The organism is Frankia nepalensis, from assembly GCF_016786325.1.
GTDB lineage: Bacteria > Actinomycetota > Actinomycetes > Frankiales > Frankiaceae > Pseudofrankia > Pseudofrankia nepalensis.
On sequence record NZ_JADWYU010000140.1, the window covers coordinates 1 to 13,292 of the forward strand.

Sequence of the window (13,292 nt, forward strand, 5' to 3'; positions counted from 1 at the left end):
ACCAGACACCCCCACCAGCGCGCAAGAACACCGACAGGCGCGAGCCTGCCCACGTCCAGTCCGCATTTCCGGTCAGCCCATGGGATCACCGGGCGAATACCCCACAGGCTATGACCCGATGTGGGCAGGGGAGTCGGATGAGCCCCTTGTCGTGGATCACGGTGGCTACCGCGCTGTCCCGAACCACGAGGCAGGACGAGTGGAGCCTTCGGGGAGAAACAGCGGATCTGGCGCAGATCCTGTGCGGGCCAAGCCGGGCCAAGCCAAGCCGGCCCTGGCCAAGCCGGCCCTGGCCAAGCCGGCCCTGGCCAAGCCGGGCCACCTCTTGATCGTCATTTGCTCGTGGATCTGGTCACCGCGACGCGGCGTTGCCCGTCGTTCCCCAAGCATCGGGCGATCGTGACAAGTCCGGACCGGGCCCGCGCAAGATCTGCGCCAGATCCACTTTTTCGGCAGAACTCCTAGCGCTGTTCGGCGAGGCCGGCGTAGGTGCGCTGGGTGGGGACTCGTGGCGCCCGGTACGCGGGCTTGCGGGCCACCAGCGGGTGCTTGTCCTCACAGAACCAGCTCAGCAGCAGGAGGACCAGGTAGCCGACGACCGGGTTGAGCAGGCTGCTGGACAGCACGACGTAGAAGAACAACAGGGTGCCGGACAGCACGAACGACGGCGAGCCGCGGACGAACGCGGTGGCCAGGAAGGTGAGGAAGGCGAGACCCGCGATCACCCCGTACTCCAGGAGCAGCTTGGGTAGCAGCGCGTAGTTCAGCGGCAGTTGGGTCCTGGCGAAGTACTCGGCCGCGTCCCGGTCGGACCAGCCGGGTCCGTTGCCGAACAGCGTGCGCTGCGGGCTGTCGGCGAGGTTGTCGTATGTCCGCTCGTAGGGGGTGACGAACCGCAGGTTGCCGCTGGACTCGCTCGAGGAGGTCTCGGTCGCCCGGTCGGCGAAGATCTTGGCGGCCGGGGTGAACGACAGGATCCCGGCCAGGATCCCGACCACGGCCAGCGCGCTCAGCGTGAACTTGAGGCCCTTGTGGATGGCGAGCAGGACGCTGGCGACGCCGAGCAGCAGGATCCCGGTGCCGGACACCGTCGACAGGATGGCCAGGATGAACAGCAGGACCCGCCACCAGGTGGTGCGGCGCAGCACCGAGACGACCAGGCCGACGGCCAGGAACTGGGAGGTGAACGACGGCTCCAGGCCGATGAAGGCGTTCGACTTGTAGAGATCGGAGCCGTAGCGCACCGGGTACGACGTGTTGAAGTTTTCCGCCAGGAAGTTCGGCGGCACGATGTCTTCGATGATGTCGGTGTAGGTCCAGCCGGCCAGCTGGATCGCGAACTGGAGCACCGCCAGGCCAGCCAGGATCGACGTCATGATGACGAATCGGTCGAGCAGCCGCGGCAGGACAACCGTGCTGTGTGCCCGCGCCAGCCCCAGGCAGAACGGTGCGTAGGTGGCCAGCAGTAGCAGCAGCGAGTTCACCGAGGAGTTCGGCTCGCCCCGGCTGAACGAGACGAACGCGGCGAAGGCGCACACCGCCATCGCCACGAGATAGGCCCGGGTGCGCACCAGGTGGGTGCGCAGGGCGCCACGGGCCAGCAGCAGCGCCGAGCCGACGAAGAGGATCGGCAGCACGATCGGGACGCCGGTGCCCCCCATCGGCACCATGATCCGCTGAAGGAAGATCTCGCAGGCCAGCAGGATGGTGAGCATCCGTAGCGTCGCGCGGTCCGCCTCGGCGTCGCGGGCGGCAGCGTCTGGCGTCGGGATGACCCACGTCCGCGGGATGCGGGTGGTCAGCGTCGTCACCATGTCCGGCCGTCCGATCCCGACCTTGCGCGGTTTGCCACTGCCACTCCGTCGCTGTAGGCCGCTGCCGCGGTCTTTGTCGCCATCGGCCCGCGTCGCGTCGATCTTGCCTGCGGGCGTTGGTCCGGGGTGGTTCCCGACGGACATCAGGGAACGAGTATCGACCCCGCCAAGTAGTTCACTCTATGCCGGTACCCGCCCTCTCCCGACAGCGGGGCCGTCCAGCTCGCGAGCTCCACAAGACCTGCCTGAGCGGGGAACCTTCTGATGGGTGGCCATCGTCATGTCGGGTGTCGGAGGCGTGCCCTGGTCGTCAAGTCTTACGTAAGGTGAGAGTGGCCGGGTCGGCCGGTGTATGCAAGGAAACCGGTGTACACGAGGAAATCGAGCGCGCTGGTGCCGCTGCCGGGACGTCGCGTAGCGACGTGCGGAGAGCCGTGGGCGTCGTCGTGAAGGGGTGGCACGTGCGCCAAGGCGCGGATCTGGCCTCGGCCGGGCTGGTATCGAGAGCTGTCCCATCCGGCGGGCCGAGGCGGGTGGATCCCCCGTCCCGAGCGGCGACCGGGGCGCTCAGGCGCGTCTCGCGGTCGGGGCGCTCGGGGGTGGCGCTGGTCGCGCTGCTGATCGCGGTGACGGGCCTCGTCGCCTGCTCGGGCGGGTCCGACGACGACCCGGGCCCGGTGATCGACGGGACGGGCGTCACCTGGGTCTCCGGCGCGAACGCGAATCATCCCGAGGACACGGAGCTGTGGCGGGAGTTCACCGGCCGGGACGTGGACCTGGCGATGATGTTCGTCACGCGGAGCAGCTGGGACACCGTCGTGTCGCCGGAATGGCCGTTGAACGCCTACACCCCGGACAAGTGGCCCGGTCAGTTCTCGGTGGCGGTGCCGATGTGGCCGGTCCAGGACGGCCAGTACCCGCTGGGGAACGAGCGGGAGTGCGCGGCGGGGGAGTACGACGAGTACTGGGCGGAGTTCGGCCGGAACCTGCAGAAGTACGGCCGTGGCGACGCGATCGTGCGGCTCGGGTGGGAGTTCAACGGGAACTGGTTCAAGTGGTATCCCGAGGATAGCGAGACCTGGGAGGAATGCTTCCGGCGCGAGGTGACCGCGATCCGCTCCACCGCGCCCGACGTCCAGATCGACTGGACGATGACCATGGGCCGGGACGAGATGCCCAACGGGGACAACGTGTGGGCCGCGTACCCAGGTGACGAGTACGTCGACATCATCGGGATCGACTACTACGACATGTACCCGCCGAAGCCCACCCAGGAGACCTGGAACAGGACGTGCGTCAAGCCGTCCGGGCTGTGCACGGTCGTCAAGGAGGCCCGCGCGCGCGGCAAGAAGTTCTCCGTGCCCGAGTGGGGGGTCGTCAGCGGCGAAGGCGGCGGTGGCGACAACCCGTTCTTCATCGAGAAGATGTACGAGATCTTCCACGCCAACGCGGACATCCTGGCCTATGAGGTGTACTACAACAACGCCGAGGAGGGGAACGTGCGGTCGTCGCTCGTCGGCCCGGTACTGAACCCCAAGTCGGCCAAGCGGTATCAGGAGCTCTTCGGCGCAGGCTGAGGCGTGGGCTGAGCGGCTGCCGCCAGATCGGGTGCTCACGGCCTTTCGGTACGCTCTTTGCGGTTATCGGGTCGGTCGGCGCGGAGGAGTGGCGATGGACGGGTCCAGTGACGGTGGGGCCGCTCAACCGAGGAGCGTCGCGGCGGCGCGAGCGGCGGCGGTCGCGCGTCAGGTCCGTCCGGCCGCGCTGCGGGAGCGGGCGCTGCTGCCCGCGCGCTCGGCGTACCGGCGGGCGTGGATGCGCCGCGGCCGCGACATCACCCGGGCCATGACGCGGGCATCCTGTTTGGTCGTCGCGCCGCACCCGGACGACGAGACGCTCGGCTGCGGTGTGTCGATCATGCGTAAGCGGGAGGCCGGCACCCAGGTCACCGTCGTGATCGTCACCGACGGCGCCGCGGCGGAGCCCGCGATCCTGCCGCCCGCCGAGCTGGCCGCGCTCCGCAAGGAGGAGGCGCGCCGGGCCGGGAGCCGGCTCGGGCTGCGCGCCTCCGACATCCGGTTCCTCGACGTGCCGGACGCCACGGTGAGCGAGCGCCTCGACGAGGTCGCCGACCGGCTGGCGGAGCTGATCAAGGAGCTGGAGCCCGAGCAGCTGCTCATCCCGACGTCCTGCGAGGGCCACCCGGACCACGACGCGACGAACGCGGCCGCGATCGAGGCCGCCAAGCGCGCCGGCTTCACCGGCCAGGTGCTGGAGTACGCGGTCTGGCTGTGGACGCACTGGCCGTGGACCCGCGGCTACGGCAGCGAGGGCTACAACTCCCGCCGGCTGCTGCGCGACCCGCTGACCCGGGTGCGAGAGGTGCGCCCGCTGCTGGTGGGCGCGAAGGGCTACCGTTCCCGCCAGGCCTACGCCCTGGCCGCGCACGGCAGCCAGGTCGGCCCGGCCGTCGGCGGCGGCGCGCTGCCGCTGTCCCTGCTCGCGGCGACCAGGACCCCGTTCGAGCTGTATCTGGAGGCGGGAGCGCTGGCCCACCTCGACTTCACGCCCGCCCACTAGGGCGCGCCTCGGCGGGAGTCGCCGCGCCGGCGGGAGGACGGGCCGGTGCCGGTAGCGGGCCGGGCGGGCAGACGAGCCTCGGGTGGCGGCCGGCGATCACCGCCGAGGTGCCCGAGGCCCACCTGCCCGGCGGTGAGGGCCGTTCTGGACGGCTCAGCGCGTGTGGCTGGCGGCGGGCCTGTCCCGCCGGAAACGCGAGATGGCCTCGCGGTAGACCGCCTCCCGGTCCTGGGCGATCCGCAGTGGGTCGAGGCGGGCGGCGCCGGCCCGGCCGTTCGCCCCGACGGCCTCGGCCAGCCCGGGGTCGGTGAGGAAGGGCACGAGCGCGTCGGCGAGTGCCCCAGGGTCCTCCGCGGCGACGACCGTGCCGGCCTCCCACTCCCGGATGAACGGGGCGATGCCGGTGCGGGTGGTGGTGACGACTGGTCGGCCGGAGGCCATGCCCTCGACCGCGGCGATCGAGAAGCTCTCGAAGCGGCTGGGGACGGCGACCACTCGGGCCTGACCGTAGACGTCGGCGAGCTCCCGCTGGCCGATGTGCCCGGTGAACACGACGGGCACGTCCAGCTCCTGTGCCCGCCGCTCCAGCCAGCGGCCCGTGGGCACGCCGTCGATGTGCCCGGAGGGGCTGCCCGCGAGGATCAGCTTCGCGTCGACGCCCCGGGCCGCCAGCAGGGCCAGCGCGTCGAGCAGGACGTCGATCCCCTTGTTCGGCTCCAGCCGGCCGACCGTGGCGATCACCGGGCCGGTCCGGCTCACCGACGGCACGTCGAGCCAGGGAGTCGCGTCGAAGGGGTTCGGCACGACCTTCACGTCCTGGCGGCTCAGCCAGCCGTAGGGGCGGACGGTGTCCACCAGCAGCTGGGACGGCGCGGTGACCATGGTCGCGTGGTCGGAGGTGATCCTGTCGAGCCGGTCGGCGATCCGGCCGCGCACCGACAGCTGCGGGCCGGTGAGCCGCAGCGTGAGCATGGTCGGGGCGTGCATGTGGACGACGATCGGGCAGGAGCGGTCGACGACCTGCATCAACGCCCGGGTCTCGCCGTCCTGCGTCTCGATCACATCCGGCTTGAGCCCCAGGCGGCGCAGGTACAGGGCGTAGGAGAACGTGAGGCTTGCCCGCAGCGCCAGCGAGTCGCGCGGGTAGTTCGGGCCGGTGAGGTAACGGGCGTACTTGCCGAGGAAGCGGCTGACCGGCACGCGCAGCAGGGGGCGGCGGTGGACGTGCACACCGTCCACCTGCTCGTCGACGACCTTGTGTCCTTGCGCACAGATGACATGGACATCGTGGCCGAGCGTCGCGAGCGCCGAGGCAAGCACAGCGGTGTAGATGCCAGCGCCGTCCCAGACGACCGGCGGATACTGCTCACACAGAAACGTGACGAGCATCCGTCCGTCGTCGGAAGCGTTCTCTCGCTCCATGCGGCCGAACTCCATATCGCCGTGCGGGGCCTCCGTTGGACCACCGGTCAATGGACCACACCTCCGGCCAAGGCCGCATGTCAACCCGGCAGTAGGTGGAGATTTGCGAGCAGATCGGCGGGTTAGTCGCGGCTGTAGGCGAAAGTCGGCTAGGTAACTCTACTGTTGTCCGCCGGCCGACACACCTCGCGCTAGTAGCTCTTCTTCGCCGGCCGCAGGTGAATCTCGGTGACCTCGGCGCCGCGAGGCAGGCCGAGCACGCCGGCCACCACGTCGGCCACGTCGCCCGGCTGGACGAGCAGGTCGGGCGTGTAGGCCCGGCCTTCCTTGGCGAAGATGGCCTCCTGCCGGGGGGTCGCGGTGCGGCCGAGATGGATGCTGCACACCCTGATCCCGTCCGCGTTGACCTCCTGGCGCAGGCTGTCGGCGATCGCCCGCATCGCGTGCTGGGTCGCGGCGAACTGGCCGGCGTCCGCGCCGGCACGCACCCCCTGCGACGAGTTCACGACCACCACGTCGCCACCGCCGGCGCGCAGCGCGCCCAGCAGTTCCTGGGTGAGGGCGTAGGGCGCCCGCACGTTCGCCGCGTACAGCGCGTCGAGGTCGTCGAGGGCGGCGTCGGCGTGCGGACCGCTGCCGTAGCCGCCAGCGCTGTGGACGAGCACGTCCACCCGCTGTCCGGCGAGCAGCCCGGCGACGAACGCGCGGCGCGACTCGTCGTCGGTGAGGTCGACCTGGGCCGGGACGAGCCGGCCCGGCCCGCTCGCCGGCTCGGCCGGCAGCGCGTCCAGGCGGGTCTTGTCCCGGCCGACCGCGGTCACCGTCGCCCCGTCGGCGACCAGCCGGAGCGCGACCGCCCGGCCGATACCGCTGGAGGCGCCCGTGACGACCGCCACCCGGCCGGCGAGCGGGAAGTCTCGCCCGGAGGTCACCGGGAGGCCCCGTAGACCAGCATCGCGTCGGCCTTCGGCGGTACCTCGTCGTATTCCAGGCACAGCTCCTCGGACAGGTGGGTGGTGGAGTCGGCGGCCTTCAGGTAATCACGCATGGTGGTGCCGGTGCACGCCGAGTCGACGTTGGGCGCCCCTACGTGCCCGACCACGTCGTCCAGGTGCACGGTGCGGAAGTCGACGCTGAACCGGGTGCGCCCCGAGGTGTTCGGCACCGACGAGTGCAACTGCTGGGCCGAGAAGATCAACGTGCCGCCCGAGGGCGCCACCACCCGCGTCTGCGGGAAGAGCTCGACCTCCTCCTGCGGCTTCGGCTGCACGCGGGTGTCGCTCTTGACGTGCGTGGCCGCCGACGCACGGTTGGTCGCGTTCCACTCGTAGTAATTGTACGTCTCGGAGCTGTTCTTCACCGGGTTGGTGAAGTACTTTGGGTGAAAAGCGAGTCCATTGTCCGGAACGATGTCAAATACCGGGAACCACCAGTTCAGCTGGCAGAACGGCGCCGAGTACCAGGTGTCCCGGTGCGGGTGGAACGCGTAGGCGATGCCGGAGGTCAGGTAGTCGTCGCTGGTGGAGGTCCGCAGCCGCGGCACGTCGAAATACGTCTTCTCCGGGTCCGCTCCGTGCTCGATCAGCAGGTCGCGGATCAGCTCCTTGCAGCGGGGGTGGTGAATGAACCGCGGCTTGAACTCGGCGAGCAGCGCGGCGTACTCCTCCACCGGCATGTGGTACTGCGCCGTCTCGGGGTCGAGGTCACCGAACGCCTCGCGCACCAGCTCCCGGGTGAACTCGACGAACGCCACCGTCGAGGGCTTCGGCGCGTAGACGAACAGCTCGCCCGCGAACAGGCGGGCGCGCCGCTCGTCATCGGACAGCGGGGACTCGACCAGTACCGTGCTCATCAAACTCCCCCTCGGAGTCGACCGGCTCGTCCCGGCCGCGGCCAGCCGGCGCGCCATCGTGAGTTCTTCCGGCGTGGTGACGTGAATGTTCATGGGTTCGCCCGGCACCACCACCACCGAGGCGCCCAGGGCGGCCACCATGGCGGAGTCCTCGACGGCCAGCGTCGCGTTCCCGGCCTCCGACGGCACCGGCCCGCCTGTGGCCTCAGACGGCACCGCCGCGTCGGCGTGCGCGGCGCGCAGCAGGTCGGCCCGGAACGCGTGCGGGGTCTGCACCAGGCGGTGGGTCTCCCGGACCAGCGACCGCCCGGCGACGAGGCCCCCGGCGGGGCCGGCCGCGTCGTCCGCGGGGGAGACCTCCTTGACGACCTCGGTGAGGGGCAGACCGGGGACGGCCGCGTCCGCGCCGGCGCGGACGGCGTCGACCACCCGGCGGTAGAGATCCGTGCTGGCCAGCGGGTGCGCGGCGTCCGTGATCACGATGATGCCCGCGTCCGCGGGGACCGCCGCGAGCCCCGCCCGCACCGACTCGGCCCGGGCCGCCCCGCCCGCGGCCACCAGCACCCCCGCCGGCGGCCGCCAGCTGTCCATGAGCGCGGCCGGGAGCACCACGACCACCCCGTCGCTCACCGGCCCCGCGGCCAGCACCGGGTGCTCCAGCATCGGGCGCCCGGCCAGGTCGAAGAACTGCTTCGGCCCGCCGAACCGGGTGCCGCCACCGCCCGCGAGCACCACCGTCCAGACCGCCGTCCCCGTCATGGCGTTCCCTCCGGCCCGGCCTCGCGGGCGAGCAGGCCGACGCCGGCGAGCGCGTCGACGGCGGCGAGGACGGAGTCGAACGGGATGTCCGCGCGCGCCCCGATGTCGAGCAGGTCGCGGGTGCCGTCGGTGAGGTTCAGCACCCACAGCAGGCCCATCTCCACGGCCTGGCGGTTCATCGTCGCGCCGATCGCGCGGTAGAGCCCGCGCCGGCCCAGCTGCGGCTCGCCGTACGGGCTGGTGTTGCGCCAGAACGCGTTGGCGTCGCAGATCTCGATGATCCGGGTCAGCGCCGCGAAGGAGCCGGCGAGGCTCTCCGGTGTCACGAACGACAGGTCGTCGGCCGACGTGTGGTACTGCGGGTACTCCCCGTGCTGGCCGCGCCCGAGGCGTCCCACCGGCAGATCGAAGCCCGGTGAGCAGAACTGCCGCTCGTCGTAGCCGTATGGGGAGAAGTCGACCAGCCGGTGCTCCTGTCCGCTCTCGGCGAGCGCGACGGCCGCCGCCCGGTCGACGGTGGCGTCGCCGCGCCGGCTGCGCTTGTAGGTGAGCCCGCCGCGGTCGCCGAGCCCGGTGAGCACCAGGCCGTGCCGGATCCGGCCGACCATGTCGCGGTTGCGGGCCAGCCAGGTGATCGAGCCGATCGTGCCCGGGATGAACAGCAGCCGGAACGTGTGCCGGCGGCTGGGCAGCGCGGCGAGGTGCCGGGCGAGTTCGGTGAGGACGGCGATGCCCGAACCGTTGTCGTTGGCCGTCGCCGGGTGGCAGGTGTGCGTCGTGACCAGGAACTCGTCCGGCTCGCCGCCACCGGGCGCTGGTTCCGTCGCCGGCAGGACGATCTCGGCGTAGGTGAGCGACCCGTCGGTCAGGGTGGTGTCGACGACCACCTCGTACTCGCCGTCCGGCAGCGCCCGCAGCGCGCGGTCGGTCAGGCAGAAGCCCCAGTTCTCGTTCCAGTAGGAGGTCCGGTAGGGGATCCAGTCCGGCCGGTCCGGCATGGAGAACAGATGCGGGCGCAGCTCGTCCAGGCCGAGGCGCGTCCGCGTGGGCACGCTGTAGCCCAGCAGGTGCAGCGGATGGTCCGCGACGTCGGCGAACCGGGAGCCGTCCGGGCCGACCAGGTAGGCCGCCCGGACGTTCCACTCCTTTGGCACGGTCCAGTCGAGTACCGGTGTGCCCGACGGCACCTCGTGGATCTCGAACGGGATCTCGGCCGGCGCCGGCCATCCCTCGGCCAGCGCCTTGGCGACGATGTCGAGCGTGGCGCGGACGCCGTCGCCCGTGATGCTGCGCACCGGCGCGGCGGCCAGCTGGCCGACGAGCTGGTGGAGCCGCTCACCCAGCCCGGCGGCCGGGTCCTCGGAAACAGTCACCGCGGCAGGCGAGCTCAGTCGGCCCAGACCCGCCACGGGGCGGCACCCGCGTCCCACAGCTGGTTGAGCTCGGTCCAGTCCCGGAAGGTGTCCATGCCCATCCAGAACCCCTCGTGCGGGTACAGGGTGAGCTGCCGGTCGCGGGCGAGCTGCTGCAGCGGGTGGCGCTCCAGCATCAGCGCCGGGTCGTCGTCGACGTACTTGTCGACGAACTCGCGCTCGAAGACGAAGTAGCCGCCGCTGACCCAGCCGGTCTGCGGGGGCTTCTCGGCGAACAGCGAGACGCCGTCGCCCTCGGTCACCAGCTCGCCGTACCGGCTGGAGGGCCGCACGCCCGTCACCGTGCCGAGACGGCCGCCGCGCTCGTGCGCCTCGTACAGCGCGGCCACGTCGATCGCGCCGACGCCGTCGCCGTAGGTGAGCAGGAACCGCGGGCCGTTCAGGTACTCCCGGACGCGGCGCAGCCGCGCGCCGGTGCCGTTGAGCAGACCGGTCTCGGCGAACGTGACCTCCCAGTCCTCGTCGCCGGCCGAGTTGTGGAACGTGGGGGTGTGGTCGTCGGCGAGCTTGAGCGTGAAGTCCGCCGCCTGCCCGCGGTAGTTCAGGAAGTAGTTCTTGATGGCGTCGCTCTTGTAGCCGAGGCAGAGCACGAACCGCCGGAAGCCGTAGTGCTCGTAGGTCTTCATGATGTGCCAGAGGATCGGCTTGCCGCCGATGTCCACCAGCGGCTTGGGTAGCTTCTCGCTGGCCTCGCGCAGCCGGGTGCCCATGCCTCCGCAGAGGATGACGACCGGGATGTCCGCGGCACCGGGAACGGTGCGGGCCGGCGTGTTCGCCGAGCTCGGGGATGTCACGGCTGTTTGTTCTCCCAGGGTCGGACCCGGGCATGCTCCCGGGCGTTGGGTCCGCCGGCGTCTGGCCGGGGCAACGCCGGGCCGCCATGACCCAGGCGACCGCGGCTGGGATGACCTGGCCACGACCACCCGCCGGAGGTACGGGGCTCGTCCCCGGCGAGATCGCGGGTCCGCGCCGGCCGACAGGCGGTCAGCCAGCGGGTTGCCCACGTCCTGGGCGGTGACGTCCGGGACGCTGCCGGAGTAACCGTACCGTACTGAACTTCCCGGTCCGCGCAGGCTGCGGCGACGCCCGGTGGCCCCGCCAGGCCGTTCGTCAGGGACCTCCCGGCCGAAAGCCCCGTGCCGGCCGGGGCCGCGGCCCGCCCCGGCGCCGGTCGGCGTGCCCCGTCCGCTGGCCGTCACCGGCCGCGCGGGCCACCGGGTCGTTTCCGTGCCGCCGCCGTCACTTTCGCGTTGGTTCGTGAGCCGGACCGTGCTGGCCCCGACGCGACGCGTGTCGGCGGACCCGGTTGGCGCGGGCAGGCGCCGCGCGTCGGCGCCCGGGTGATATGTCTGTTTGGTCCGTCACGTATGCCTGGCTTGGGCGCAGTGCCGGCATCCGTCGGCATGCCCGGCTTCGCCGCCCTTTACTGTCCTGCCCAGACTGTCTGGTTGGAGAGGCATGGGCGGCCATGGCGCATGCTCACGCACGGGCTCGATGAGCGCGGGCGGGTCGCGACGGTACCGGCGCCGTCCGGGCGCGGTGGGCGCGTTCGACGGATGTAGTACTTTCGTTACCTTTTCGGCGCCGCTGCCCCAGCCTGCTTCGGTCAGGACGGCGCCGCACCGCGACGGAGGTGAATGTCGGTGACCCGCCGTGGTGGCACGACCCGGGAGCACGCGCGCGAGGAACTCCGTTATTACGGAGACGAAGCGCACCGGTGGTACGACTGGCTGATCAGGGTTTCCGGTGGTCAGCAGCGCTTCAGGACCAGAATCCTGCCGGGGGTGGCGCTCGGGCTCGCGCTCGTCGTGGGCCTGACCGCGTGGGCCGTGACCCCGAGGCCGGGCAAGGACGGCTCCGCGGGCCCCGGCCACCTCGCGGCCACCCCGGTGGCGGCTGCCTCCTCGGCCGCGGTGACCGCCGCCCCGAGCCCGACCGCCGAACCCACCGCCGAGCCCACCGTCGCGCCCGCCGGGCCGCCGGCCCGCCCTCGCGCGCAGCCGGCGGGGACCAGCGGCGCCTTCCCGACGGGTGTCTCGGCCGCCAACACCTCGCAGGCGAACGCCTTCGCGAACTTCCGGGGCCGGGCCAACGACGTGGTGGTCGTGTTCACGGCCCGGGACAAATGGAGCGCGATCACCGGTCCGTGGATCGGGCTGGAGCCGAAGTTCTTCTCGAACTTCCCCGGCACCTGGGTGGTCACCGTGCCGATGTACCCGGAGCCGTCCGGATCGGTGGACACGGACGTCTACGCGCGCAGCCACCTGGCCGCCTGCGCGCGGGGCGAGTACGACAAGTACTTCCGCCAGTTCGGCCAGTGGCTCAACAGCAAGAACCGAGGCGACTCGTTCGTCCGCATCGGCTGGGAGTTCAACGGCGGCTGGTTCGTCTGGAAGGCGATCGACCGGAACAACTGGCGAGAGTGCTTCCGGAACGAGGCCAAGGCACTGCTCAGCGTGGCCCCGCAGGCGCGGATCGACTGGAGCGTCAACGCGCACACCCCGCTGCCGGACGGCGGCGACCCGTTCGCCGTCTACCCGGGCAACGACGTCGTCGACGTGATCGGCATGGACACGTACGACCAGTACCCGCCGAGCCCCACCGCGGCGAAGTTCGACGAGCAGTGCAAGATGGGCTCGCCGCTGCCGGGCCTGTGCCGGGTGATCAACTTCGCCCGTCAGAACAACAAGCTCTTCTCGGTGCCGGAGTGGGGCCTGGTCCACCAGGACACCCCGGCGGGCCGGCGAGGCGTGGCCGGCGGCGACAACCCGGTCTACATCCAGCAGATGTACAACCTCCTGCTGAGAAACCGGGACATTCTCGCCTACGAGGCGTACTTCAACGATCCGGACCTGGGCAACGTCGGCTCGTCGCTCGTCAACCCCACCCAGCATCCGAACGCGGCCAACCTCTACCAGCAGCTCTGGTAGCGACGGTCGCGGCCGGCCGGGCCGTGCCCGGCCGTGACACCGGCGCGCGCCGGCGGGCGCTACACCCGTCGTGACCGGTCGGCGTCGTCGTGCAGGCCCTCGACGAAGATCTCCGCGACACCCAGCTGCTCGCGCAGGGTGGCCAGCTTCTCCTCGGCGAGCGTCACCCAGGTGCGCAACCGCTCCTCCAACGCCGCGCGCGCGTCCGGGGCCATTCCCGGACGCGCCAGCTCGTCGCGCAGGGTGAGCAGTGATCGCATCTCCTCAAGGCTGAACCCGAGTGGCTTCATCTTCTTGACCATGAAGAGCCGGTCGACCGTGTCCTCGTCGTACAGGCGGAAGCCGCCGGCGGTGCGGCCGGCTGGCCGTAGCAGCCCGGCCTCCTCGTAGTAGCGCACGGTGCGCAACGACAGACCGACCCGCTCCGCGACGTCCCCGATCTGGTAGAGGTCGGCGCGGCCTGCTTTCGACGTGGACTGGCCACGGCGCGTTGTGGACAACT

The 13,292-nt window shown here is 71.2% G+C and carries 10 protein-coding genes and 1 pseudogene; 3 read left to right on the top strand and 8 right to left on the bottom strand.

Annotation, left to right across the window (positions count from 1 at the left end):
* Positions 1 to 461: 461 nt before the first annotated feature.
* The gene (locus tag I6A81_RS20420; protein ID WP_203005431.1) at positions 462 to 1,814 is read right to left on the bottom strand and encodes a hypothetical protein; all 1,353 of its coding nucleotides are present in this window, start codon (positions 1,812 to 1,814) and stop codon (positions 462 to 464) included.
* Positions 1,815 to 2,413: 599 nt separating this feature from the next.
* Between I6A81_RS20420 and I6A81_RS20425 the strand changes: the two genes are divergently transcribed.
* Complete coding sequence (locus I6A81_RS20425) at positions 2,414 to 3,391, top strand: glycoside hydrolase family 26 protein (protein WP_307874785.1); 978 nt, start codon at positions 2,414 to 2,416, stop codon at positions 3,389 to 3,391.
* A gap of 94 nt (positions 3,392 to 3,485) precedes the next feature.
* Complete coding sequence (locus tag I6A81_RS20430; RefSeq protein ID WP_203005433.1) at positions 3,486 to 4,394, top strand: PIG-L deacetylase family protein; 909 nt, start codon at positions 3,486 to 3,488, stop codon at positions 4,392 to 4,394.
* Positions 4,395 to 4,547: 153 nt separating this feature from the next.
* Here the strand turns inward: I6A81_RS20430 and I6A81_RS20435 are convergent, their stop codons facing one another.
* From I6A81_RS20435 to I6A81_RS20460, 6 genes and pseudogenes are all read right to left on the bottom strand, one after another.
* The gene (locus tag I6A81_RS20435; protein WP_203005434.1) at positions 4,548 to 5,816 is read right to left on the bottom strand and encodes a glycosyltransferase family 4 protein; all 1,269 of its coding nucleotides are present in this window, start codon (positions 5,814 to 5,816) and stop codon (positions 4,548 to 4,550) included.
* Positions 5,817 to 6,007: 191 nt separating this feature from the next.
* Positions 6,008 to 6,748, bottom strand: a complete 741-nt coding sequence (locus tag I6A81_RS20440; RefSeq protein WP_203005435.1) for an SDR family NAD(P)-dependent oxidoreductase — start codon at positions 6,746 to 6,748, stop codon at positions 6,008 to 6,010.
* Positions 6,745 to 7,668: a phytanoyl-CoA dioxygenase family protein gene (locus I6A81_RS20445; protein WP_203005436.1), complete on the bottom strand. Its 924-nt coding sequence runs from the start codon at positions 7,666 to 7,668 to the stop codon at positions 6,745 to 6,747. The genes I6A81_RS20440 and I6A81_RS20445 overlap by 4 nt, the downstream gene beginning before the upstream one ends.
* Before the next feature lie 108 nt (positions 7,669 to 7,776).
* Positions 7,777 to 8,427, bottom strand: a pseudogene (locus I6A81_RS20450) (IspD/TarI family cytidylyltransferase); the annotation flags it as partial.
* Complete coding sequence (locus I6A81_RS20455; protein ID WP_203005437.1) at positions 8,424 to 9,800, bottom strand: DUF4910 domain-containing protein; 1,377 nt, start codon at positions 9,798 to 9,800, stop codon at positions 8,424 to 8,426. The gene I6A81_RS20455 and the pseudogene I6A81_RS20450, both read right to left, overlap by 4 nt.
* A gap of 14 nt (positions 9,801 to 9,814) precedes the next feature.
* The gene (locus I6A81_RS20460) at positions 9,815 to 10,654 is read right to left on the bottom strand and encodes a glucose-1-phosphate cytidylyltransferase (RefSeq protein ID WP_203005438.1); all 840 of its coding nucleotides are present in this window, start codon (positions 10,652 to 10,654) and stop codon (positions 9,815 to 9,817) included.
* Between the two features lie 849 nt (positions 10,655 to 11,503).
* Between I6A81_RS20460 and I6A81_RS45685 the strand changes: the two genes are divergently transcribed.
* Complete coding sequence (locus I6A81_RS45685; protein WP_203005439.1) at positions 11,504 to 12,790, top strand: glycoside hydrolase family 26 protein; 1,287 nt, start codon at positions 11,504 to 11,506, stop codon at positions 12,788 to 12,790.
* Between the two features lie 59 nt (positions 12,791 to 12,849).
* Here I6A81_RS45685 and I6A81_RS20470 read toward each other — a convergent pair whose 3' ends face one another.
* A complete protein-coding gene (locus I6A81_RS20470; protein ID WP_238429940.1) occupies positions 12,850 to 13,290 on the bottom strand; it encodes a MerR family transcriptional regulator in 441 nt (146 codons plus the stop codon).
* Positions 13,291 to 13,292 lie beyond the last annotated feature (2 nt).